The sequence below is a fragment of the Catellatospora sp. KI3 genome (genome assembly GCF_029948125.1).
GTDB lineage: Bacteria > Actinomycetota > Actinomycetes > Mycobacteriales > Micromonosporaceae > Catellatospora.
In genome coordinates, this window is sequence record NZ_JASAMB010000001.1 from 448413 (window position 1) to 473038 (window position 24626).

General features: G+C 73.0%; 18 protein-coding genes. 6 read left to right on the forward strand and 12 right to left on the reverse strand.

Annotation, left to right across the window (positions count from 1 at the left end):
* Positions 1-15: 15 nt before the first annotated feature.
* From QEZ54_RS02060 to QEZ54_RS02070, 3 genes are all read left to right on the forward strand, one after another.
* The gene (locus QEZ54_RS02060) at positions 16-2073 is read left to right on the forward strand and encodes a hypothetical protein (protein WP_281302708.1); all 2058 of its coding nucleotides are present in this window, start codon (positions 16-18) and stop codon (positions 2071-2073) included.
* A gap of 110 nt (positions 2074-2183) precedes the next feature.
* Positions 2184-3386, forward strand: a complete 1203-nt coding sequence (locus tag QEZ54_RS02065) for a YibE/F family protein (RefSeq protein WP_281302709.1) — start codon at positions 2184-2186, stop codon at positions 3384-3386.
* Between the two features lie 37 nt (positions 3387-3423).
* Positions 3424-3828, forward strand: a complete 405-nt coding sequence (locus QEZ54_RS02070; RefSeq protein ID WP_281302710.1) for a hypothetical protein — start codon at positions 3424-3426, stop codon at positions 3826-3828.
* A 96-nt stretch (positions 3829-3924) separates the two neighbouring features.
* On the opposite strand, the gene QEZ54_RS02075 is transcribed toward QEZ54_RS02070, so the two are convergent.
* Both QEZ54_RS02075 and fabG read right to left on the reverse strand, forming a co-directional pair.
* Positions 3925-5460: a CocE/NonD family hydrolase gene (locus QEZ54_RS02075; RefSeq protein ID WP_281302711.1), complete on the reverse strand. Its 1536-nt coding sequence runs from the start codon at positions 5458-5460 to the stop codon at positions 3925-3927.
* 331 nt (positions 5461-5791) lie between these two features.
* A complete protein-coding gene (gene fabG / locus QEZ54_RS02080) occupies positions 5792-6550 on the reverse strand; it encodes a 3-oxoacyl-ACP reductase FabG (RefSeq protein ID WP_281302712.1) in 759 nt (252 codons plus the stop codon).
* A 540-nt stretch (positions 6551-7090) separates the two neighbouring features.
* Here fabG and ddaH point away from each other — a divergent pair.
* Complete coding sequence (ddaH, locus tag QEZ54_RS02085) at positions 7091-7900, forward strand: dimethylargininase (RefSeq protein WP_281302713.1); 810 nt, start codon at positions 7091-7093, stop codon at positions 7898-7900.
* Positions 7897-9117: an ornithine--oxo-acid transaminase gene (rocD, locus tag QEZ54_RS02090; protein WP_281302714.1), complete on the forward strand. Its 1221-nt coding sequence runs from the start codon at positions 7897-7899 to the stop codon at positions 9115-9117. The genes ddaH and rocD overlap by 4 nt, the downstream gene beginning before the upstream one ends.
* 425 nt (positions 9118-9542) lie before the next feature.
* Here rocD and QEZ54_RS02095 read toward each other — a convergent pair whose 3' ends face one another.
* From QEZ54_RS02095 to QEZ54_RS02120, 6 genes are all read right to left on the reverse strand, one after another.
* A complete protein-coding gene (locus QEZ54_RS02095) occupies positions 9543-10604 on the reverse strand; it encodes an FHA domain-containing protein (protein WP_281302715.1) in 1062 nt (353 codons plus the stop codon).
* A 53-nt stretch (positions 10605-10657) separates the two neighbouring features.
* On the reverse strand, positions 10658-11116 hold the full coding sequence (locus QEZ54_RS02100) for an SHOCT domain-containing protein (RefSeq protein ID WP_281302716.1): 459 nt from the start codon (positions 11114-11116) through the stop codon (positions 10658-10660).
* A 72-nt stretch (positions 11117-11188) separates the two neighbouring features.
* A complete protein-coding gene (locus tag QEZ54_RS02105; protein ID WP_281302717.1) occupies positions 11189-15217 on the reverse strand; it encodes a hypothetical protein in 4029 nt (1342 codons plus the stop codon).
* Between the two features lie 35 nt (positions 15218-15252).
* Positions 15253-16632 (reverse strand): hypothetical protein, encoded by a 1380-nt coding sequence (locus tag QEZ54_RS02110; protein ID WP_281302718.1) that lies wholly within the window; start codon positions 16630-16632, stop codon positions 15253-15255.
* The gene (locus QEZ54_RS02115) at positions 16632-17081 is read right to left on the reverse strand and encodes an SHOCT domain-containing protein (RefSeq protein ID WP_281302719.1); all 450 of its coding nucleotides are present in this window, start codon (positions 17079-17081) and stop codon (positions 16632-16634) included. Before QEZ54_RS02115 ends, QEZ54_RS02110 begins: the two co-directional genes overlap by 1 nt.
* A 1-nt stretch (position 17082) precedes the next feature.
* Positions 17083-17511 carry a DUF6325 family protein gene (locus QEZ54_RS02120; RefSeq protein ID WP_281302720.1) on the reverse strand — a complete coding sequence of 143 codons (429 nt, stop codon included), beginning with the start codon at positions 17509-17511 and terminating at the stop codon, positions 17083-17085.
* A 108-nt stretch (positions 17512-17619) separates the two neighbouring features.
* Here QEZ54_RS02120 and QEZ54_RS02125 point away from each other — a divergent pair, with 108 nt between their 5' ends.
* Positions 17620-18222 carry a DUF308 domain-containing protein gene (locus QEZ54_RS02125; RefSeq protein ID WP_281302721.1) on the forward strand — a complete coding sequence of 201 codons (603 nt, stop codon included), beginning with the start codon at positions 17620-17622 and terminating at the stop codon, positions 18220-18222.
* Positions 18223-18352: 130 nt separating this feature from the next.
* On the opposite strand, the gene QEZ54_RS02130 is transcribed toward QEZ54_RS02125, so the two are convergent.
* The 4 genes from QEZ54_RS02130 to QEZ54_RS02145 all read right to left on the reverse strand — a co-directional run bounded on the left by QEZ54_RS02130 (position 18353) and on the right by QEZ54_RS02145 (position 24379).
* On the reverse strand, positions 18353-19177 hold the full coding sequence (locus tag QEZ54_RS02130; protein WP_281303019.1) for a patatin-like phospholipase family protein: 825 nt from the start codon (positions 19175-19177) through the stop codon (positions 18353-18355).
* A gap of 83 nt (positions 19178-19260) precedes the next feature.
* On the reverse strand, positions 19261-21882 hold the full coding sequence (locus QEZ54_RS02135) for a glycosyl hydrolase family 18 protein (RefSeq protein WP_281302722.1): 2622 nt from the start codon (positions 21880-21882) through the stop codon (positions 19261-19263).
* A gap of 320 nt (positions 21883-22202) precedes the next feature.
* Positions 22203-23669, reverse strand: coding sequence for a HAMP domain-containing sensor histidine kinase (locus tag QEZ54_RS02140; RefSeq protein WP_281302723.1), 1467 nt, complete (start codon positions 23667-23669; stop codon positions 22203-22205).
* Positions 23666-24379, reverse strand: a complete 714-nt coding sequence (locus QEZ54_RS02145; RefSeq protein ID WP_281302724.1) for a response regulator transcription factor — start codon at positions 24377-24379, stop codon at positions 23666-23668. The genes QEZ54_RS02140 and QEZ54_RS02145 overlap by 4 nt, the downstream gene beginning before the upstream one ends.
* Between the last annotated feature and the right edge of the window lie 247 nt (positions 24380-24626).

The following is a 24626-nucleotide window of genomic DNA, read 5'->3' on the forward strand; positions in this document are numbered from 1 at the left end:
GCCTACTCTGCGCCGGTGACCACCCCCGCCGCCATCTCCATTGATCGATCGACGCCGAGCGACGGCGGCGCCGTGCTGGTCGCCGGGCTGGTCGCCGTCGTGACGCACTGGCGCGCGCTGGCCGCCGTGATCGTGCCGACGCTGCTGCCCGCCCTGCTGCTGGCGGACGTGCTCGCCATCGTGCAGGCGGGACCCTCGGCCACCATCGTGGACGGCGTGCTGCGGCCGCTCGCCACGAACGAGGGTTCGGTGGTCGGCGGCCTGGTCGTCGCCTTCGGCTGGCTGCTCGGCCTCAACGCCGCCATGGTCGTGCTGACCGGGCGGCTGCGCGGCGTCACGGTGCCGCCCCGGCAGGCGCTGCGCCGGGCACTGCGGACCCTGCCGGAGTCGGCCGTGGCCGTGCTGCTCCTGCTGCTCCTGGTCGGCGCGGTGGCGGTGGGCGCCGCATTCGCCGCAGCGGGCGCCGATGAGCTGCAGCTGCCGCTGCTCGTAGTGCTCATCGCGGGCGGGCTGGTCCTGGTGGGCACCCGGCTGCCGCTGCTGCCCGCGCTCGTCCTGCGCGACAACGAGCTGCCACTGCTGCGGCACGTGCACCGGCTGGTCGACGGGCGGCTGCCCAGCACCGGGATCGCGCTTTCGGTGGTGATCGCCCTGCCCTGGCTGGCCGACCTGCTCACCGACGGCCGGTCGCAGCCCGTCGCCCCGCCCTACCCGGCGTACCTCGGCTGGGTCGGGCAGGTGCTGGCGGTCGTCGGGCTGCTGCTGATCACGGCAGCGCAGGCGGCGCTGCTGACGGTGGCGTACCTGCGGCAGCGCGCCCCGGGGCAGGCCGGCTCGGTCGAGGCCGATCCGGCCCGGATCGACGCCGTTCTGGCCGCGCTCGGCGCCACCGGCACCGCCCCGGCGCCTCGGCGGGCCGCCGGCTGGACGCTGGCGGCGCTGGTGCCGCTGCCGATGCTGCTCGGGCTCGGGGTCGCGGCGGTGAACCCGTACGGCAGCCCGCGCGCCGTGTCCCAGCAGGTCTCCTGGAGCGGCGCGATCCTGGCCACGGCCTGGCCCGCCGGACGCCACCCGATCGTGGTCACCGACTGGGGCGTGCACTGGTGCCGCGACGACGCCTGCGCCAGCAGCGACCAGCACACCTCAGCGGTGACCTGGCACGGCGCCGAGGGCACCGCCAGCGCGATCGGCGCGGACGGCACCGTGGTGGCGGCGGGGCTGCGGGGCCGGGACGTGCCCGATCTCGTCCGGACCGACGGCAACGACGCGGTCCAGCTCGAACGCTGCGACGGGCCCGAGCGCTGCGACGACGGCATCACCCGATGGCACACCGGGGGTGAGGAGGCCCAGCCCGTGCTGGCCGTCGCGCCCGGCCCGGACGGCTCGGTCGTGGTCGCCACCGCTCGGCCGCTGCCGGTCAAGGAGGGCGACCCGGAGCGGGTGGAGCTGGCGGTCACCCGCTGCAATACCGTGCACTGCAACCGGCGCTCGCTGGCCGTGCTCGGCACCGTCGAGGCCGCACTGACCAGTCCCGACCGCCACGGCGACAGCCTGCGTACGGTGGTAGCCCAGCTCACGCTGACCCTCGACGCCGACGACCACCCGACGCTGCTGCTGCGCGACGCGGCCGGGGGCCGGGCCTGGCTGGCCACCTGCCCCGCGGCCGACTGCCGGGGCGCCCGCGTCGAGCAGATCGGCGCGCCCGCCGACGCCACCCTGCCCGCCGCCCTGCTCGACCGGGGTGGACCCCGCCTCGTCGAGGGCGCCGAACTCGGTGGCGACCAGGGCCGCTGGCCGGTGGCCGTACGCGGTGACACCGCCTGCGGGCTGACCACCGCCCCCGGGCCGGAGCCGGTGGTGTCCGTGCGCATCGGCGCACCGACGCCGACGCCCCGGCGGCTGGCGCTGTGGTGCATGCCGGCGGACGGCGCGACCTGGCCGCCGCGCCGGGTCACGCTGGCCCCGCTGACGGGCGAGCCGTACTACCTGGCGCTGGTCGCCGCGCCGGACGGGCGGCTGCTGGCGCTGTGGGACGACGACGGCTACCGGCACGCGCTGCTGGTCACCCTCTGACCTGCTGGTCACCCTCTGACCTGCTGGTCACCCTCTGACCTGCCGGTCACGCTCTGACCGAAATGCCGCAACCGGCGATGCGGGCGTCCAGGCTGGACTAATTTCGGGGCATGGGGGCCGGGCACAGTCACGAGCCGAGTGAGACCCTGCCGCCCGCGCCGCCCCGGCTGCGGCGCATCGTCACCCTCGTCATCGTCCCGATGGTGGTGGCGACGGTGGTGGGGCTGCTCGTGCTGTGGCCGCGCGGCAGCGCCCCGCCCGCCGAGGAGCCGCTGCCCCGGCTGCGCGGCGAGATCGTCAGCGCCACCCCGGCCTGCCCGCGCGAGATCCCGGCGCAGCCCGGCGGCGACTGCGGCACCGCGGTCGTACGGGTACACGGCGAGCAGGTCGAGGCGACCGTGCCGTCCGGCCCGACCGCGCCCGTCGTCGCCCCCGGCGACAAGGTGATCGTGGTGCAGAGCCCCGACGCGCAGGGCAACGTCCGGTACGCCGTCGTCGACCACGACCGCTGGACCCCGTTACTGCTGCTGGTGGCCCTGTTCATCGCCGCCGTGATCGCGTTCGCGCGCTGGCGCGGCGCGGCCAGCCTGGTCGGCCTGGCCGTCAGCTTCGCCGTGCTGCTCGGCTTCATCCTGCCCGCGATCCAGCAGGGCGGGGCGCCACTGCCCGTGGCCATCGTCGGCGCGGCGGCGATCATGTTCGCCGTCATCTACCTCACCCACGGCGTCAGCGTGGGCACCTCGATGGCGGTGCTCGGCACGCTGGCCGCGCTGATCCTGACCGGACTGCTCGGCCTGCTGGTGACGCGCGGGCTGCACCTGACCGGCGCGGGCACCGACGAAGCGGCGATCCTCACCAACGTGCTGGCCGGAGTGGACCTGCGCGGCCTGCTGCTCGCCGGGATAATCATCGGCACGCTCGGCGTGCTCGACGACGTCACCATCACCCAGACCGCGCTGGTCGGCGAGCTGTCGCTGGCCGACCCGACACTGTCGGCGCGCCAGCTCTACCGGGCCGCGATCCGGGTCGGGCGCTCGCACGTGGCCTCGGTGGTCAACACCATCATCCTGGCGTACGCGGGCGCGTCGCTGCCGCTCATGCTCCTGATCGTCAGCGCCGGGGCGAAGGCCGGCGACGTGCTGCCCACGCAGATCATCACCGCCGAGATCGTGCGCGGCGTCGTCGGCACGCTCGGGCTCATCGCCGCCGTGCCGATCACCACCGCGCTGGCCGCCTGGGCGGTCGCCGAGGCGCACCGGCATCCGGCGACGACTTCTCCGATTTCCCCCGAAACGGGGCATGACCACGGATAGCGTGAGAGAACATCACTTTCCACGGGAGGGTGTTCCAATGACGACGGCCGTACGGCCCGCCAGCCCACCGGTCTCCGGCTGGCTGTCCTTCGCGGGCCTGCTGATCCTGCTGCTAGGCGTGTTCAACGTGGTCGAGGGGGTCTTCGCGCTCTTCAACGACAAGTACGTCGGCTACGCGGCGGGCGAGTTCTACCTGTTCGACCGGACCGGCTGGGGCTGGGTGCACATCATCCTCGGCGTCATCCAGATCGTCGTCGGCTCGGGCATCATGGCCGGCAAGACCTGGGCGCGCGGCGTCGGCGTCGGCCTGGCCGCCCTGACCGCCCTGATCCAGATGCTCTACCTGCCGGTGTTCCCGTGGTGGTCCCTGATCAACATCGCCCTGTGCGTGCTGGTCATCTACGCCCTGATCGTCCCGCCCCGCGGCGCGATCGGCAGCTGAGCTCGCCCCGCGCCGGCGGCGCCTGGCTGCAGTTTCGGGGAAAGTGCACGAATCCGGGGCTGGATGGGTGCGCTTTCCCCGAAACTGCATGATCTTCTAGCGGGTGGGCAGGTCGAGCCAGGACTGGCCGGAGAAGAGGACGGACCCGAGGGTGCCGTTCTCGTCCAGGTAGAAGCCGTCGTGGCCGTCGACGACCAGAGCCAGGCGGTGGCCCGCGGGCACGTCCCAGCTGGTCGCGGGGAACTTGATGTCGAGGGTACGGGCGGCGCCGGCGGTGCCGTTCAGCCACGAACCCGGGGCGTGGGTGATCAGGCGCCCCGTACCCGCCCAGTCCACGTCGTACAGGTACGCCACCAGGGTGCCGCTGCGCTCGGTCGGGGTGAACCGGGCGTGCACCGTGGCCGCGCCCCGGATCCGGATCGTGCCGCCCGCCTCGTCGGCCTGCCACACCCCGGCGGCGTTGCGGTCCACGGCCGGGATCCAGGCCGTCGGCGGGATGCCGGTCAGCGCCTGCAGCCCGTTGGACAGCAGCACCACCCCACCGGCGGCCACCGTGTCCACGGTGAACCAGGTACGCCGCGACCAGCCCGTCGACGGGGCGCCGCCCAGCCGGCCGGTGCCGGTCAGCCAGCTCACCTCGCCCAGGCCGTACCGGACGGTGGTGGTGTTGACCGCCGCCCAGCTCGGGTAGGACTCGACCGGGCCGCCCGTGAGCGAACGCAGCACCACCGGCGGCTCGGTGTCGATCCCGTTCGCCGCGCCCTGCAGGTAGCGGTCCATCCAGCGGCGTACCGAGGTCCACACGTGGTTGTCCAGCCCCGCCAGGCCGGTCAGCTCCGGGATGGCGTGGTCGCCCGGGGCGAACTCCAGCCGCTTCGGGCCGGTCAGGCCGGTGAAGAAGTCGGTGAGCTGGTTCGGCGGGAAGATCGAGTCGCCGTACCCGTTGGCCATCAGGATCGCGGGGTGGCTGGCGTTGATCGCGGCCAGGTACGTGCCCGCCGACCGGGCGCGGGCGAAGGACTTCACCCCGTCGATGTTGCGGTTGGCGTAGAAGTCGCCGATCACCGTGTCGAACTCGTCGCTGGTGTCGGCCAGCAGCGCCGCCGCGCCGACCAGCAGCGCCGAGGACTGCAGGCGGCGGGTGTCCCCGCCGTAGAGCGAGGCGACCAGGTCGCTCCAGCCGCTGAGCGCGGCCACCGCCCGGATCCGGCTGTCGTGGCCGGACGCGATCAGGCTGATGCCCGCGCCGTACGACACCCCGGCCATGCCCAGGCGGGAGGCGTCGGCAGTGGTGTTGGCGACGGTCCAGTCGAGCACCCGGGACACGTCGGCGATGTCCTTGGGCCCGGCGGTGTCGACCTCGCCGCCCGAGGCCCACCACCCGCGCGGGGTGTACGACACGACCGTGTAGCCGCCCTGGGCGAGGGCGCCGGCCTGGGCCAGGTACTCCAGATCGTTGAGTCCCCAGCTGGACGGGAACACGATGGCGGGGTGCCGGCCGGGGCTGGTCGGCTCGATGACGTTGGCCTTGAGCACCACCCCGTCCGAGGCGGTGATGTCGACGAAGCGGAACCCGGTGGTCGTGCCGGCGTGGGCGGGAGCGGCCCAGCCGAACAGGGCTAGCACGACCACCGTGAAGAGGGGTAGGGATCTCCTCACAGCGACCTCGCGGGGGTGTCGGCCTTGCTGCGGACAAGTTACCGAGAGGTAACCATGCTGTGCGCTAGATCACAATACCCACTGGTAACAATGGCCCACCCCGGTCACAACACCGCTGGTCACGCCGTCGCCCCGCCCCGCTTTTCAGTGACGCTGGCCTATCCAGAGGACTTTCCAACGACAGTGGCCTATCTAGAAGACGGTTTCCCGGAATTCGTCTTCCAGATAGGCCACTGTCAATGTCAAGCCCAGCCCCGCCATGCCCGCCACGGGTCCGACCCGGGCGGGGCAGGGCGGGATGGGGTCAGCCGCGGGGGCCGCCGGCCACGTAGATGACCTGGCCGGTGACGAAACCGGCGCCCTCGCTGGCCAGGTACGAGATCGCGTGCGCGACGTCCTCCGGGCGCCCCACCCGGCGTACCGGCGTCTCGGCCGCCCGGGCCGCCTGGAACGCCTCGAAGTCCACGCCCACCCGGGCCGCGGTGGCCGCCGTCATCTCGGTCACGATGAACCCGGGCGCGACCGCGTTGGCGGTGATGCCGAACGGGCCCAGCTCGATGGCGAGCGTCTTGGTGAAGCCCTGCAGCCCGGCCTTGGCGGCGGCGTAGTTGGCCTGGCCCCGGTTGCCCAGCGCGGACGTGCTCGACAGCGACACGATCCGGCCGTACTTCTGCTCCACCATGTACTTCTGCACAGCCCGGCTGCACAGGAACGCCCCGCGCAGGTGCACCGACATGACGGTGTCCCAGTCGTCGTCGCTCATCTTGAACAGCAGATTGTCACGCAGTACGCCCGCGTTGTTGACCAGCACGGACGGGCTGCCCAGGTGCTCTGCCACGTGGGCGACGGCGGCCTCGACCGCGGCGGCGTCGGACACGTCGGCACCGACGGCGATCGCCCGGCCCTTGGTGGCGGCGATGGCGGCGACGGTGTCGGCGCAGTTGGCCGCGTCGAGGTCGACGGCGGCGACGGCGAACCCGTCGGCGGCCAGTCGCTGAGCGGTGGCGGCGCCGATACCCCGCGCGGCCCCGGTGACGATCGCAACTCTCTGCCTGTCAGTCATGCCCGCACTTTAACGACCATTAACCCCCTCCCACCCCGCCCCACCCCCTCCCCCACGTTGATCATGAACTTATAGCCGTGTTCGACGGCGTGTCCCCACCCCACGACCGTGATCACCTCCAGCGGCGGGACCACATGCCGCCCACAAACGGTGATCTCGTGCACGGAGATCACCGCGCGGGGTCGAAATATGGCGCCGAAGCCAAACGTCTGCCCGCAGACGCCGATCTTGACCCGAGCGCACGCCGCTTAGCGCACACCGCTTAGCGCACCGCCGGAGCGCACCGCCGGAGCGCGTGCCTCGGATCTAGATGAGTTGTCGCCGCCTCCACAACCACAGCTCATCTGGATCCGCTCGTGGGACAGTCGCTCGGACGGGGACTGGGCGGGGTGGTGAGGCGGGCGTAACGTGGGCGCGGGAAGGGGTTTTCGGCCCGGCGCAACGAATCGTTGGTCGGGACACTGAAATGCGCAATAAACCAAGGTCATGCGCATGGCCGAATGGTGGTTACCACGCGTGTCCGGCCCCTAGCGTTGAAGCATGCAGAAGCGCTTTCTGATGTGCCGGCCCACCCACTTCGCCGTCACCTACAAGATCAACCCGTGGATGGACCCCGCCGCCCCGTACGACACCACCCTGGCCATCAGCCAGTGGGAGAGCCTCAAGGCCACGTACGAGAACCTCGGCCACCAGATCGAGCTGATCGAGCCGGTCCCCGGCCTGCCCGACATGGTCTTCGCCGCCAACGGCGGCACCGTGATCGACGGCCGGATGTTCACCGCCCAGTTCCGCCACGCCGAGCGCGCCGACGAGGGCCCGGCCTACCGCGACTGGTTCGACCGCGCCGGCTACGAGGTGCACGACGCCAAGCACGTCAACGAGGGCGAGGGCGACATCCTGCTCGCCGGGGAGTACGTCCTGGCCGGTACCGGCTTCCGTACCGCGCACGCCTCGCACGCCGAGGTGCAGGAGATCTTCGGCCGCCCGGTGATCACCCTGCAGCTGGTGGACCCGCGCTTCTACCACCTGGACACGGCGCTGTGCGTGCTGTCGACCGGCACCGACGGCAAGCCCGCGAACATCGCGTATCTGCCGGAGGCGTTCTCTCCGGGCAGCCAGGCGGTGTTGCGCCAGCTCTACCCGCACGCCGTGATCGCTAATATCGAGGATGCCGAGGTGCTGGGCCTCAACGCGGTGAGCGACGGGCACAACGTCGTGCTGCCCGTGCAGGCTCCGCACCTGGCGGAGGAGTTGCGCAAGGCCGGTTACGAGCCGATCGGGGTGGACGTCTCCGAGCTGCGCCTGGCCGGCGGTGGACCCAAGTGTTGCACCCTGGAGCTGCGGTCATGAACTCGATCGTCGATAGCCGTACCCCGTCGGCAGTGGCCGACGCCGAGCGCTGGACGGCGCACAACTACCACCCGCTGCCGGTGGTGATCTCGGAGGCCGAGGGGGCCTGGGTCACCGACATCGACGGCAAGCGGTTCCTGGACTTCCTGTCCGGATACTCCGCGCTGAACTTCGGGCACCGGCACCCGAAGCTGATCGCCGCCGCGCACGCGCAGCTGGACCGGCTCACGCTGACCAGCCGCGCGTTCATCCACGACCAGTTCGCCGAGTTCTGTCACCGGCTGGCCGACCTCACCGGGCAGGACCTGGTGCTGCCGATGAACACCGGCGCCGAGGCGGTGGAGACCGCGATCAAGGTGGCCCGCAAGTGGGGGTACCAGGTCAAGGGCGTGCCGGACGGGCAGGCGAAGATCATCGTGGCGGCGGACAACTTCCACGGCCGTACCACCACGATCATCAGTTTCTCGACCGACGAGGACGCGCGGGCGGACTTCGGGCCGTACACGCCGGGGTTCCAGATCGTGCCCTACGGCGACCTGAGCGCGCTGGCGGAGGCGGTCGACGACTTCACCGTCGCGGTGCTGCTGGAGCCGATCCAGGGCGAGGCCGGGGTGCTGGTGCCGCCGGACGGCTACCTGCGCGGGGTACGCGAGCTGTGCGACCGCCGCAACGTGCTGTTCCTGGCCGACGAGATCCAGAGCGGCCTGGGCCGCACCGGCATGACGTTCGCCGTCGACCACGAGGGCGTCCGCCCGGACATGCACATCATGGGCAAGGCGCTGGGCGGCGGCATCGTGCCCGTCTCGGCCGTGGCGGCCAGCCGCGAGGTGCTGGGCGTGCTCAAGCCGGGCGAGCACGGCTCGACCTTCGGCGGCAACCCGCTGAGCTGCGCGGTCGCCATCGAGGTGATCAAGCTGCTGGAGACCGGCGAGTTCCAGCGCCGCTCGGCCGAGCTGGGCGGGCTGCTGCACGAGCAGCTGCGGGCGCTGATCGGCCGGGGCGTGACGGCGGTGCGCGGGCGCGGCCTGTGGGCCGGGGTCGACATCGACCCGTCGATCATGAGCGGGCGCGAGGCTTCGGAGCGGCTCATGGCGCGCGGCATGCTGGCCAAGGACACCCACGGCGTGACGGTACGGCTCGCGCCGCCGCTGGTCATCGAAGAGGACGAGGTCCGCTGGGCGGTACGCCAGCTCGCCGAGGTCATCGGCGCGGCCTGACCCGCCGACCCGCCATCCTGATCGCTGCCCGTGGTCACGACCGCCGCTCCGGCGCTCCGGCTCGCCCGGAGAGTGACCACAGGCAGCGATCTTCGCTGTTCCGCCCCGGCCGTGATCGCGACCTGCGGCCAAAAGCTCGGATTCAGCCTCCGGTAGCACCCGGAACTGACCGCAGGTAGCGATCTTCGCCCGCTAGTCCCGCCATGATCGCGGTCTGCGGTCAGAAGGCCGACCCACAGCCGCCATTCTGACCGCCAATAGCGATCACCGCCCGCCCCGCGACCACAAGAGCCCGCGCGGCACTGGAGGCCCGCGGACCACAAGAGCCCGCGGAGCGCTGGAACCCGCGCGGCGTCAGAGGGCTGGGAGCGTCAGAGGGCTGCGGGGCGTCAGACGGCTGCGGGGCGCCGGAGGCGGGCGGAGCGTTAGAAGCCGGGGTTGTTGGGGCGGAAGGCCATGGTCGGCGCCTCGCCGAGCACCGACGCCGAGTCGACGGGCCGGCTGCTGGCCAGGGCGCCGAGCCGCCCGATCTCCACCCCGGGGAACAGCTCCACGATGTCCGACACGCCGAGCTGCCGCGATGCCCCCCGGCTGAGCTGGAGCTCCCCGTCGGCAGCCCCGCCGAGCCGCACCAGTGTCCCGTTCATGCTCAGATCGGTGATCGAGATCCCGGCCTGGGTCAGCGCGACCGACACGTGCGCCCGGCTGACCTTCGCCCGCGCGTCCTCGTTCAGCCACGGCCCGAGCTGCACCCCGGTCTGCCCCTGGCCGCCGTCGGGCGCCCGGCCGACCACGACCGGTCCGGCCGCGGTGACCACGAAGCGGGTACGGATCACACCGTCGATGCGCACCGCGAGCACCTGCTGCGGCGGGCGCGGTCCGGCGTCGCCCAGCGGCGCGTCGTGCCGGGCGCAGACCGGCTGGCCGTTGCGCAGCCGCGGCACGGGCTGGCCGCTGCCGCGGCGGGCCGGGCCGAAGCTGCCGCACTCGGGGTCGGGGCAGTGCCACCAGCGGGCGGTCAGCTGGCGGCCGACCGGCGACGGGCCGGGCGGCACGGGTCCGCGCGGCTGCAGCACCGCGCCGCCCGCGCCGGGCAGCGGCGACCACACGGCGGGCAGCGCCCGGGAGATGATCGGCAGGCCGGTGAGCTCGGAGATCTCCATGACGCGCGGGGCGGCGCCGACCGCGACCTCGACGGTGCCGTCGTCGGCCCAGCGGCGCATGACCATGCGCTCGTTGGAGGTCAGGTCCTGGTTCGACAGCAGCGACTTGTCGACCACGCAGTACGCCGAGACGTGCTCCTCGCCGACCTGGCGGGCCAGGGCGTCGACCACCATCCCCAGCCGCACCAGGTTGGCGGGGCGCCCGCCGTCCAGGTCGGCGCAGTAGATCAACTCAGCCACGTCGAGGACTCCGGCGGCCAGGGCCGGGTCGGTGCCCAGCCGCCGCTCGATCGCATCCAGTACGTGGCTGACCTCGAACCTCATGACCACAGACCCTAGGTTCGCGGCGCGACCTGCCGCAACCCGCAAACGGATCGTCAGGCACCACTCGTCGCTGTCGGATTTGCGGCTGCGGCCGAGGTCGCGGCGCTGGTAGCGGTTCCAGGCACCGTCGGCGTGGCAGGAGTCACTGCCTTGGCGGCATCGAGCACTCGCGCTTTCTCGGTCGCGAACTCGGCGTCGGTCAGCTTGCCGCGGTCGTGCAGGTCGGCGAGCATGCTCAGCTGCTGGGCGGTGTCGGTCGGCGCGTACTTCTGCACGAACTCGCGGCTGGCCTGGTCCATCGCCTGCCGCTCCTGCGGGGTGGCGCCCGGCCTGCGGAAGATCAGGTAGATCAGGGTGCCGAAGAACGGCGCCAGGATCACCACGACGATCCACAGGGCCTTGAGCCAGCCGCTGAGGTCGTCGCGGCGGAAGATGTCCACCACGGCGAACGCCCAGATCAGCAGGAGCGGGATGAAGATCAGCAACAGCCAGAAGACATCCCAGAAGTCCATGTTGCCCCCTTTTTGTGGATACCTCCTCACATTCTGGCAAGCAGGGGGCGGTTCAGCGTCGAGTTCGGCGAATCAGCGCATGCGGCCCAGGGCGGCACGCAGGCGGGCCATGTCGCGGCGCCGCCGCTCGTAAGTGATCGCGAGCGCCAGCAGCACCGCCCCGCCGACCGCGATCGGCACCCAGCTCGGCGCCAGCCGGACCACCAGCACCAACTCGTGCGCGGCCAGGATCAGCAGCACGCCGCCGCCGAGCACCACCGGCGCCTGCCAGCGGCGCAGCGACCCGAAGACCACCACGGCCAGCGCGCCCGCGCCCAGCAGCAGCCGCCGGGTGACCGACTCGCCGGTCAGCGCCCCGGCCAGGCTCGGCAGCAGCGCCGCCACCAGCGCCGGTCCGGCGAACAGCCAGCTCGACAGGTCCGGGCGGGTCCGGGCCGCGTACAGGCCGACGGCGAGTGCCAGCAGCGCCACCGGCAGCGTGTACGCCTCCAGCGTGCCCACGCCCGCCGCGTCCAGCAGCAGGCACCAGGCGACCGCCTCGCCCACCGCCGCCAGGGCCGCGCGCGGCACCCGCTGGGCGGCCGGTGCCGCCAGCACGGTCAGCCCGACGGCCACGCCCCACAGCGCCAGCACCGCCGCGCTCGGGCGCACCGCACCCTGGCACAGCGTCAGCGCCACCAGCGCCGCCGAGTGCGCCGCCGCCTCGACCGCGACCCGCTGGCCGCGCACCCGGGGCAGGTACGCCAGGGCGAGCAGGACCGCCGCCACGGCGAGCACCAGGTAGCCGGTCACCTCGGTGGACAGGTCGGCGGCACGGCCCACGGCGTACGCGAGCAGCACCTTCGCGGTCGCACCGGCCAGCCACGCCACGGTGCGGATCGGGGCGGTGCGGCCGCCGAAGGCGGCCACCCCGAGCGCGACGGTCAGCACCGCCAGCGCCGCGATGGTGGACCACTGCCGGGGCAGCGCCCCGGCCAGCCCGAGCAGCGCGAACAGCACGCCGTACGCGGTCGCGGTGGCGGTCAGCGGGCCGAGGCGGCGCAGCGAGACCGCGACCAGCGCCGCGACGCCGAGCAGCAGCTGCAGCGCCGCGATGGCCGGCCACGGGGCGGGCCAGGCGGCCAGCGCCGCGAACACCGCGACCATGCCGACCAGGCCGCCGAGGATCAGGCCGTACCGGCGGCCGGCGCGGTCGAACCAGGCGGCCGCCGCCGGGGCGTACAGGGCCAGGGCGAGCACCGAACTCCAGGTCACCGGCTCCAGCAGGGCGGGGCTGAGCCCGGCGCCGGTCGGGGTGCCGGTCCAGATCGCGTCGAACCAGCCCAGCGGGGCCACGAATATCGCGTGCAGGGCCGTACGGCACTGCGCCAGGCCGAGCAGGAACACCGCCGCCGGGACCCAGCGCACCCACGACTGCCGCGCCAGCAGCCAGATCGCGGACAGCGCCAGCGCGCAGAGCGCGGTGTAGACCTCGGCGGGCTCGGCGTCGGGCAGCCCGAACGGCAGCGCCCACAGCGCCCCGACCAGCCCGCCCACCACGGCGTACGTACGCAGCGACCGCAGCAGGTACACCCACAGCGGGCTGAGCAGCGCGGCGACCAGCATCGCCCGGTGTCCGACCAGGTCACTCGCCCCGGCGGCGACCACGGTGGCGTGCACCGCGGGCGGGACCAGGGCGATCGCGATCGCCGCGCCCACCCCGCCGACCACCGCCGACGCCTGCGGCAGCAACCGCAGCGCCGCCGCGGACAGCGCGCCGAGCAGGACCATGCCGACCAGCGCCACCGCCGAGAGCAGCGGCGAGCCGCCGCCCGCCAGCAGCGCGTGCGCCCCCAGCAGCAACGCGACCACGCCCCAGGCGAACGCGCCCGGCCCGGTCGGCCGCCACGGAACAGCGGCGGCGGGCGGCAGCGGGCCGCTGGGCACGGTGCCGCCGCCGAGCAGCGCGGCCCCGGCGGGCGTACTGAACCCGGTCAGCATGATCCGCTCGCCGGTGCCGACCTCGTGCTCGCGGGCAGACGGCGCAGTCCACTGCGTGGCCGCGCCCGCCCCTGCGGCCTCGGCGGCCTGGGCGGACCGGACGTCCCCGGTGACCTGAGTGACCTGAGTGGCCTGGGCGTCCCCGACGGCCTGGGTGGCCGACGCGTCGGGCGGCCCGGTCTCCTCAGCGACCGGCTGCACGGTGTCGGCAGGCGCCGGTGCGGCTGGAGGCGTCGAGGCGGATCCCGTGCTGCCGGTCCGGGTGATCGGCGCCGATGCGAGCAGGCCCGCGCCGGCGACCTGCGGACGGGCCAGCAGTGCCAGCAGGACGGCGGCCGAAGCCGCGACCAGGTCGGCGGTGACAGCGGTCCACGGGGTCAGCGCGGGGTGGCCCGGCAGAGCCAGCGCCAGCAGCGGCAGCGCGGGGACCAGCAGCCAGCGGCGCAGGACGCCGCCGGGCTCGGCCTGCCCGGCGAGCAGCCAGCCCGCCGCCGTGACCAGCAGCAGCGACAGCGGCAGCTGCCACTCGTAGCCGGACCGGTACGCCGCCGGATGCGCGTCCCACCACGGCAGCGCGTCGCTCAACGTGGACAGGCCGATCAGCAGGGACCAGCCGGCCGCGCACACCGCGGGCGCGCCCAGCACCAGCGCCGCGCCGGCGCGCGCCCCGGTGGCCGCGGCCGGTTCCCGCCTGGTCAGCAGGTCCTCCACCGCCAGCGCCAGCACCGCGACCACGTCGGCGGCCGCCGTCAGCACCAGCAGCCACTGCTGCGGCCACTGCACCAGCGCGGGCCGGGCCAGCGCTCCGGCCAGCGCGGCGGTGACCACGCCCGCCGCCACGGCTCGCCGGTAGGGCAGGCCGGAGGCGACCGGTGCCGCACCTGGCCGTGCCACCGCGGGCCCGGCGGCGACGGATCCGGCAGTCGACTCGGAAGCGCGCGCGGCCGGTGCCGCGGGCCCGGCGGCGACGGATCCGGCGGCCGGCTCGGGAATCCGCACCGCCGGAGCCGCGGGCGTGGCGGCGACCGGGTCGGGCAGCCAGAGCCAGGCCGCCAGGATGGCGACTACGACCAGCAGCACCGCCGAACCGCGCAGCGCCGCGCCGAGGTCCTCGGCCAGCAGCCAGCCGCCCAGGGCCAGCAGCAGCGCGACAGCCAGGGCCAGTCCGGCGGCCAGCGCGGCCAGCACCCGCCACGTCGCGGCCGCGCCGGACCCGTCCCGCCAGGTGCGCCGCAGCAGCAGGTCACCGACGGCCACGGCCGCGAAGACCAGCGTCCAGCCGTCCCCGCCGAGGTCGGTGGGCAGGAACAGCAGCGGCAGCGCGGGCTGCGCGGTGAGCAGGGCGCCGAAGCGGGTCGCGGCCGTGCCGACGATCCGGGTGTACGCGAACCCGACCGCGCTCGTCACCGCCGCCACCGTGCCGGCGTACGCGGCGCCCTCCCAGTGGTCGGCGACGCCGCCGAGGTTGACGTACCAGATGGCGTAGCCGTCGAGCAGGACCAGGAGCAGGCCGAGGGCGGCGAAGGTCTCGGCGGTTGCGGTGAGGCCGCGGCGGCGCACCAGCGGCGGCACCGCCAGCACGGCCAGGGTCACCGTGCCCAGGATGACCGCGCGCCCGACCACGTCGAACGCGGCCCAGGCCACGGCGGTGAAGACGATCGCGGCGATGCCGAGCAGCAGCCCGCCGAGCACGAACAGCAGGTTCTGCACCGTCTTGGTGCTGGCCTCGGGCCGTCCGCCCGGCCCGCCCGGCGCGACCGGCTGGACCGGCCACGACGGACCGCCGGTCGCGGCGGCACCGCCGGAGACCGCGGCGGGGGCGGCGACCTGGGTGCGCTGGGTCAGCACGGCGAGCCGCTCGCCGCGCTGGCGGGCGACGGCGGTGCGGACGGCCGTGGCGTGCAGCTCCCGCTGCCGGCGGGCGAGGGTCAGCTCGCCGGCCAGGCTCTCGTACGCCGTCCGCGCCTGCTCGACCTGGGGCACCAGGACGGCGATGCGCTGGTCGTACGCGATGACCTCGGCGGCGTCGCGGTCCGGCGCGCGCCCGCAGCCAGGGCACGGTCCTGCCAGCGTGGCGGAGGCTCCGCACATGGGACACGGATACGCGGACGGCTCGCTCATGGGGGCCAGCATGCCGTAGCGGCGCCAGTCCCGGATCACCCGCTCGGGTCGGGTACCCGACGGGCGAGCGTCAGCAGCAGGGTGACTGCCGCGCCGACGGCGAACACCCAGATCGCGGTACCCGGCGACGGCCGCGCCAGCAGCCACCACCCCAGCAGGAGCCCCACCAGGACCGCGATCGGGGCGAAGAACCGGCGCACGAACCGGCCCACCGACCGGACGGCGGGCTCGTCGCCCATGGGCTCGGCGATCCGGTCCAGCCCCCGGTTGACCAGGGCACGCAGGCGTCGCGCCACCGGCGACGGACCGGCCAGCACCGTCCACACCGCGCCGAGCAGCAGCACCAGCAGCATGGTGCCCAGGGCGTAGAGCAGGCTGCGGATGACGGTGTCGTACACGTCGAGGGTCACCGAGCGGTCGAAGCCGCGCGCCACCGCCTGCTGCGCGACCCGGTCCCGGGCGACCTGGTTGGCCGCCAGCGCGACGCCCACCACCAGCGCGCTGAGCAGCAGCCCCATGAGCAGTCCGCGCCGGTGGTTCGGCGCCGCCCACACGGCGAGGCCCAGCAGCAGCAGCGCCGCGATCGGGATCCAGACCGCGCCCAGCTGCAGCAGCTTGACGTAGTGCTGGATGGTCGGCAGCTGCTCGATCTGCGCCACCGGGTACGGGATGGACATGTCCGGGATGTGCGCGGCCAGGGTGAAGCCCCGGTCGACCAGGTTCTGCCGGGCCAGGGCCAGCACCGGTCCCAGGTCGAGCACCACGGTGGCGTCCTCGGCGCGTACGTAGCGGCCGTCCTGGCCGGTGAGGATGTTGGCCAGCCCCGTGTGCCCGATCCGGTTGATCTGTATCCACACCGTCGCGAACTGCGGTGAGTGGACCACGTCGGTCACGATCCGGTGCACCTGGCCGGTCAGCCAGTTGGTGATCGCGGGCGTGGCCAGGTCGATGATCGACTGTGCCCGGGGCAGCCCGACCGCGTTGGCGAGGTCGCCGGCCAGCTGCTGGATGGGCAGCCGGGCCATCACCTCGTGCGTCACCCGCTCCACCACCGCGGCCTGCACCTGCGGATCCTCGGCCAGCGGCGCGACGGTCTGCACGTACCGGTCTGTGTCCAGCAGTTGCGCCCGCGCGAACCGGGCCAGCACGGACCCGGTCACCAGCGTCGCGGCCAGCAGCGCGAGCACGAACGCGAGCACCCAGCGCAGCCCCCGCACCGCCTGCCCACCCCGCCCGCGCCGCACCACGGTCGGCGGTACGGTCGGCGGCGCTGACCCTGGCGCGGATGAGCCGGGCAGCGGTTCGGTGACGGCGTCATGCGCCGCGGTGCCGTGCGGTGCCGCTGGGTCGACCGGTACGACCCGGGGCTCCTCGGGCTCGCCGGGTTCGGGCTGGGTCAGGACGCGGGGAGCCATCACATGCCCAGCAGCCGGGACTTGGCGGCGGCGAACTCCGCCTCGGTCAGCGCGCCCGCCGCATGCAGCTCGGCCAGCTGCCTGAGCTGCTCCGACGCGACCCCGCCCGCCGCAGCCGCACCCCCTGCGGCCGCACCGCCTGCGGCCGGGTCACCGCCGACGGCCGGCGCCCCCGGCGCGGGCGGGGCGGACGCGGGCGCCGCGAACCCCGGCGTGATCGTCGCGGCCTGCTCACCCGTCCCCAGCGGCGCCGCATGCCGCCCGGTGGCCTGCTCACTCGTGCCCTGCTCGCCCGTGGCCTGCTCGCCCGTGGCCCGCTCGCCTGTGGCCCGCTCGCCCGTGGCCTGCTCGCGGGTGGCCCGCTGCCCGGGCTGATGGGCCGCCGCCTGCTGGGCCGCCGTGTCGAGCAGTCCCGGCCGCCGCCGGGTCACCGCCGGTCGTCGCAGCATGTCAGCCTCCTCCGCTCGCCGCCTCGATCGCGTCGACGACCGGGCCGGGGATCCGTTCGGTGAACACGACCGCGCCGCCCGCCTCGGCGATCGTGGTACGCATGCTGCGCAGCCACAGGTGCTCGAAGAGCAGCACCAGCGCGGTCGCGCCCGGGGTGATCGACTCGCCGAGGTCGCGCACGTCCTGTTCGGAGATCAGCCCGTCGAGGGCCTGGATGTCGGGGTCGAGCGCCTCGAAGTCGGGGTCGCCCTCGTACTCGCCCAGCTCGTGTGCGGTGACCGCGCCGTCGGTCGACCGAGTCACCACCACCATGTCGATCACGCGGACGATCTCCTGGTCGACCAGGCGGTGCAGCTCCGGCGCGAGCGCCCGGCCGGGCACCCGGTCCGGGAACTCGACGACGACGAACTCCAGCGGGCCCCGCTTCATCGCCGCCTCCTCCGTCAGCCGCCGTCGCTTCCCGAGGCTACTAGTACGAATCGGGAGAAAATCTCAAATAGCGGAAGTCACGGAGAGATCGCGGGATATGTTCGCAACATGGTCGACCCATACGGTGACGCGGCGCTGGAGTCCGCCGCACTGCGAGACTTCAAGCGGATGGCGCTGGTGGGCGGCCTGCTCTCCATCGCCATGGGACTGGTGCTCCTCTTCTTCCCCGAGAGCACCCTGGCGGTCATCGCCGCCCTCATCGGCGTACTGCTGATCGTCGTCGGCATCTTCCGGATCGCCGAAGCCTTCACCAGCAAGGGCGCCCGCGGCTGGCACCGCATCCTGATCGGCGTCATGGGCCTGCTGTTCATCGTGGTCGGCATCCTGTGCCTGAACCATTTGCCCGGCACCGTCAAGCTGCTGGCGCTGCTGCTCGGCCTGGCCTGGATCGTCAGCGGCATCGCCGAGATCGCGGCCGGCATCGGCCGCCGCCACGGGGGCTGGGTCCGGGTGGGCACGATCCTGATGGGCGTGCTCGGCGTGCTCGCGGGTTTGGTCGTGCTGTTCTGGCCCGAGATCACCCTGACCGTGATCGTCTGGATCACCGGCCTGTGGCTGGTGGCGCTCGGCGTCGTCCAGCTCATCCTGGCCTTCACCGCAGGCCGCGCCGCCAGGAACACCGGCGCCCCCGACATCCCCGGCATCGCCTGACCCCCCACCACACCCGCGCCGCGCTGTGCGGCGGGGTGCGGTTTCGGGGAAAGTGCAGGAATCTTGGGCCGGATTCGCGCGATTTCCCCGAAACTGCACGAACGCCCAGGCCGCGGTGGGGCGGGTGGGGTCAGCGGCCGGTGGCGGCGAGGTAGTCACGGGAGGCGGCGTACGCTTCGCCGACCCGGCGGCCGATCGCGGCGGCGTCGCGGTACGCCCAGGGGCTCTCGTCGGCTCCGGCGCCGCCCGGCAGCACGTGCACCCGGACCCGGTCCGGGACGGCGGCCAGCTCGCGGGCGAACCGGACCCGGCGCGCGATCTCCATGGAGACGCCGGTCGCCTCCCACGGCCGCTGCGGCGGCTCCAGCGGCCGCTCCAGGCGGCCCACCTGCAGCATGAACACCTCGTCGGCGCCGAGCCGGATCGCCTCGGTGATCGGGTACGACACCAGTCCGCCGTCCAGGAAGTGCTCCCCGTCGATCTCGACCGGCGGCAGCACGCCCGGCAGCGCGGCGGCGGCCAGCACGGCGGGCACGACCCGGCCCCGGTCGAACCAGTGCGCGTCGGCGCGTTCGATGTTGGCCGCGCACAGGTGCAGCGGCACGGGCAGGTCGGCGAAGGTGGTCTCGGCGCGGATGGTGCGCTCCAGCAGCCGCTGCAGCGGCGCGGGCGAGTGCAGGTGGGTGCGGGTGGCCAGGCGGCGGATCTGGCGCGGCACCGAGTCGCCGTACACCTCGCTGATCTCCGGGGTGGCCCACAGCCGCACCAGGCGGTCGATCACCTCAGGCGCGGGGTCGGCCGCGACCATGGCCGCGTTTATCGCTCCGATGGACAGGCCGACGACCAGGTCCGGCCGGATGCCGGCGCGGAACAGCGCGCGCAGCATGCCGACCTCGACGGCGCCGAGCACCCCGCCGCCACCCAGCACGAACGCGACTGTCCCCACGTCCGCCATCATGCATGATCCTGGCGTCCTCCGAGCCGTCGGCGCAGCTCAGAGGACGCCAGGATCACAGTGCGCGGGTCAGTGCGCTCCGGTCACAGCTTCAGCCACAGCGCGGGCACGTTCGGCGGCTCCCAGCCGACGATCGAGGTGTGCGGCTGGCGGCACTGGTACGTCGAGCCGCCGTAGGTGACCTTGGCTCCGGTCGCGTACGCCACGTTCGGCGCCCACGCCGGGGTGGTCCCGGGCGAGGTCGACGCGCTCGGCGACGGCGAGGCACTGGGCGAGGCGGACGGGCTCGGCGAGGCCGACCGGCTCGGGGACGGGCTGGGGCTCGGCGACACCGACGGCGAGGCCGACGGGGAGGCCGACGGCGACGGGCTGCCGCCGGTGCACGGGCCGAGGTCCACCCAGACCGAGGCGACACCGGGGGTCTCGCCCGAGGTCCACCACTGCGCCCGCCAGGCGTGCCCGTTGTAGGACACCCGGTTGCCGCCGGTGTAGACCTTGCCGCTCTCCCACGCCGGGTCGGTGCAGGTGCCGGGCGGGGTGCTCGGCGAGGCCGAGGCCGACGGGCCGACCGAGGTGGACGGCGACGCGCTGGGCGCCACCCCGCCCCGGGCGTAGTTCACGGCCAGGCTGTACGACTGCCCGCCAAAGGTGAGCGTGTAGTTGGAGGGGCTGCTGATCGGGAGCACGTAGTTCAGCGTGATCTCGACGTTGGCGCCCGGCGCGATCGACTGGTAGCTCGGGATCGTCACCTTGGCGTGGTGGAAGTCGCCCTTGAGGCCGCCGATGTTGTTGCCGGTGTGGCCCGGCGTGACGGTCATGGCCCAGCCGGACTGCTGGCTCATCGTGCCCGGCGCCGAGGTGCCGTAGTCGAAGTCCAGCACCGCGCCACCGGGGATGGTGGTGGTGGAGTTGTTGGTCAGGCGCAGCTTCGGGTTGATCGGGTAGTTCGAGTCGCCCAGGGCGAAGCCGTTGAGCGAGACGTCCACGTTCAGCGTCTGCGCGGGCAGCGCCGTGTTCGACTTGCTCGCGCCGTACGGCGAGGCGGTGGCGAACTTCGAGGCGATCAGGTTGGTGAGCGTGTTGCCCATCTGGTACTCACCGGCGGTGGAGTTGAAGGCGTAGTCGCCGGCCAGCTCCCAGATCATGATGCCGCCGATGCCCTTGTTCACCACGTAGTCGGCCTTGGCGCCGATGGACTGCTCGTCCTCGGTGGACAGGAACACCTTCTTGGTCGCGTTCCACAGCCACGGCGCGGCCAGCGTCGCGGAGTAGTTGCGCACGTAGGTGCCGGTCAGGTTGTCGTTCGGGTCGGTGGCCGGGGTCAGGCCGTACGCGGCACGGTAGGAGCCGGCGATGCCGTTCTCCAGGTTCTTGGCGTGCCACATCGGGTTGGAGCCGGCCGGCTCCTCGTTGCCCGAGGTGTCCAGGTCGTGCCACAGGTTGTCGATGCCGATGGCGCCGTTGCCGCAGGGGCTCTGGGTGCCGACGGGGCAGTTCGTGCTCTTGGGCGCGGTGCCCCAGAGGCCGTTGTTGCCGCCGGTGACGCCCTGGAAGCCGCGGGTGTAGTACGGCACCCCGACGTTGATCCGCCCGCTCTGCACCGCACCGCGGTAGTAGTGGTAGGCCCAGTCGGTGTTGAGGTAGCCGATGTTGGAGTAGGCGCTGTAGACGCCGCCCGCGGTCAGCTCGTTGTCGGCGCCGTCGTCGAACAGCGACGCGTTCGGGCCGACGTACTGGTTCCAGGCGCCGTGCAGGTCGTACGACATGATGTTGATGTAGTCGAGGTACTGGGTGGCCTGGTAGGCCTCCATGCCCCGCAGCAGCCAGCCCGACGCGGGCGCGGCCACGGTCACCATGTAGTACTTGCTGTCCGCGGCGGCGGCGGTGTCCAGCTTGGTGCGCAGCGTCTTCATCAGCGTCTGGAACGACGCGTTCAGCCCGGCGCGGCGCGCGTTGGCCTGGACGAAGTCCATCGGGTTGCCCGCGTCCTTGTTGGACGTGGCGTACTCGTAGTCGATGTCCACGCCGTCGAAGCCGTACTGGCGCAGGAACGCCACGACCGAGTCGGCGAAGGCGTTGATGCCGGCCGTGTTGATCGAGCCGTCGGCGTTGGTGGTCATCCGGTAGAAGCCGCCGGAGTCGACGTGGGTGCCCGCGTCGTCGAAGTAGCCGCCGGTCTCGGCCCAGCCGCCGACGCTGATCAGCGTCTTGACGTCCGGGTACTGCTTCTTGAACTTGTTGAGCAGGTTGAAGTGGCCGGTGTACGAGTACGCCGGGTCCATCTCCGCCCCGGCCACGCCCGGCCAGGTCATGTTCGTGGAGGGGTTGTTCGCGGCGGTCGGGGTGCCGACGGAGATCTTGTTAGCCCCGTCGACGTGCGCGAACGCGTAGTTGATGTGCGTGACCTTCGTCCACGGGATCTGGCTCGCCAGGTACGCGGGGGCGCCGTTCTTGCCCGTACGCCAGTTGGTGAAGTAGCCGATGATCCGGCGCGGGTGGCCCGCGCCCATGGCCTCGCGGCCGGTGGAGTCGTAGACGTCGCAGTAGGGGACGGTGACGCCGGGCGTCCGGTAGAGACCGTCGGGGCGGCAGGTCTCCTGGTCGACGGCCGAGTTGGCGGTGCCGGCGAACGCGACCGCGAACGCGGTGGCGGCCAGGCCGGTCGCCGCGGCGACGAGCAGGTTGAGGAGCGGCTTGCGTTGCATTATCACCCTCCTGGGGCGAAGCAGAACCACGGAGCGGAGTGGGCGGTGCGACAGAGCAGAGTGGAGCCGAGCGGTCGACTCTGTTAGTAAAGTTTGCTAAAAATTAGCCCCGTGACCCGGGTCACGCAAGAGGCCCGCGCCGATGTTTAACCGAGCGTTAAGGTACGGCGAACCGAGCGCACGTTCCGCGTGGCCGGACCCTGCGGGAGGGTGCAGTTTCGGGGAAGCTGCACGAAAGCCCGCCAAGATTCCAGCACTTTCCCCGAAACTGCACCGCCCAGCGGCCCCGGCCACCCGGGGCGCGGGGCGCGGGGCGCGGGTCAGGCGAGGGGTAGGCGGACCGCGAAGGTCGCGCCGCCGCCCGGGGTCGGGGTGTACGTGATGGTGCCGCCATGCCCCGTGACCAGGGAAGCCACGATGGACAGCCCGAGTCCGGAGCCCGCCGCCGGGGACCGGTCGTGGTCGCGGGCCCGCGCCGGATCGACCCGGTAGAAGCGTTCGAAGACCCGTTCGGCGTGCTCAGGGGCCAGGCCGGGCCCCCGGTCGACCACGTCCAGCACCGCGCGGTCGCCTTCGACACCGACCCGGATCGTGACCGGGGTGCCGGGCGGGGTGTGGATCAGCGCGTTGCCGAGCAGGTTGGTCAGCACCTGGCGCAGCCGGTCCTCGTCGCCGAGCACCACCGGCGCCTCGCCGTCGAGCAGTTCCAGGCGCATCGGGCAGGCCGGTTCGCGCAGCTGGGCCGATTCGATCGCGTCGGCGGCGATGGGCACCAGGTCGACCGGTTCGCTGCGCAGCGGGCGCTGCTCGTCCAGCCGGGCCAGCAGCAGCAGGTCCTCGACGAGCAGGCCCATCCGGGTGGCCTCGGTTTCGATCCGGGCCAGCAGCGCCGACACCTCGGCCGGGTCGGTGACGACGCCGTGCCGGTGCAGTTCGGCCAGGCCGCGGATGCCCGCGAGCGGGGTGCGCAGCTCGTGTGAGGCGTCGCCGACGAACCGGCGCAGCCGCGCCTCGGACGCGGTGCGCTCGCCGAACGAGCTCTCGATCTCGGCGAGCATCGTGTTCAGGGTGCGCGACAGGCGCCCGATCTCGGTGCGCGGCGCCGCCTGCACCGGCACGCGCCGGCCGAGGTCGCCCCCGGCGATGATCTCCTCGGCGGTCTGCTCTACCTCGGTCAGCGGCCGCAGACCCATCCGGATCACGTAGACGCCGAGCACGGTGGCCAGGCCGAGCACGACCAGGGTCACCACGATCTCGATGCCGCCGAGGCGGCCCATGGTCCGGGCGACGCCGGTCAGGTCGTACGCGATGACGACGCTGCCCTGGCCGTCGGTACGCTCGGTGACCAGCACCTGGTAGCCGGGGTGGTGGTTCTCGGCGATGTTGCGGGCGAAGAACGGCTTGTCCGCGTGTGCCGCGACTCCGGCGCGGTCGAGCACCGGCAGCTCGGGGGCACCGCGCTGGCCGGGCCCCTTCAGCCCCTTGACCTCGCCGCCGTCGTTGTCACGAAACGACAGGACGTACGCGTCGAACAGGGCTTTGCCCTTGGAGTTGGACAGCCGGGCGAACTCCTCGTCGCTGACCTCGGCGGGCTCGGTCTGCGACATGGCCTGGCCGGTGAGGTAGAGCTGCTCGTTCACCCGGTCGATGAGGTACATGCGCAGCAGCGCGACGCTGGTGAAGTCGGCGACGACGAAGCCCGCGGCGACCAGCGCCAGCACCCCGGCCAGCAGCCGCGACCGCAGCGACCAGCGCTTGGGGCGCTTCAGGGCGGCGACCAGCTTCACGAGCGGGGCAGTCGCAGCGAGTAGCCGAAGCCGCGCAGGGTGTGGATCAGCGGCGGGTCGACGGTGTCGACCTTGCGGCGCAGCAGCGAGATGTACGACTCCACGATCCGCGCGTCGCCGCCGAAGTCGTAGCGCCACACGTGGTCGAGGATCTGCGCCTTGCTGACCACCCGGTCGGCGTTGGCGAGCAGGTAGTGCAGCAGCTTGAACTCGGTCGGGCTGAGCCGGACCAGCTTGCCCGCCCGCCGTACGTCGTGCGTCTCCTCGTCCAGCTCCAGGTCGGCGAAGCGCAGGGTGGAGTCGTCGCTGGGCAGGGCCGCCCCGGCGTAGGTGCGGCGCAGCACGGCGCGGATGCGGGCGACGACCTCCTCCAGGCTGAACGGCTTGGTCACGTAGTCGTCGCCGCCGACGGTCAACCCGGTGATCTTGTCCTGGACGCCGTCGCGGGCGGTCAGGAACAGCACGGGCACGTGGGCGCCGGAGGCGCGCAGCCGCCGTACCACCTCGAAGCCGTCGCAGTCGGGCAGCATCACGTCGAGGACGAGCAGCTCGGGTTTGAACTCGGCGGCCACCGCGAGCGCCTGGGCGCCGGTGGCGGCGGTGCGCACGTCGAAGCCGACGAACCGCAGGCTGGCCGAGAGCAGCGACACGATCGTCGGCTCGTCGTCGACCACGAGCAGCCTGCGCTGCTCCCCCTGCTCCGGCTTCATGCCGCGCTCCCGTCCTCGGTTGTCGCGCCAGTGTGCCCGACCTGTCCCCGCGGTTGCCTGCACGCGACCCGAATAAATGCTGAAAGTCACCGCCCGATCTGCGCAAGACGTCCCGAGTTGCCAGGTGGTTGGGCGTATCTTGGGCGCTTGTTACCCACAGTCGCCGGGCGACTTGACCTGGATCTTGAACGGGCGGGCGGGGCGTGACGGAGAGCACTCGGGGCTTTCGGTTGGCTTTCAGCTTCGG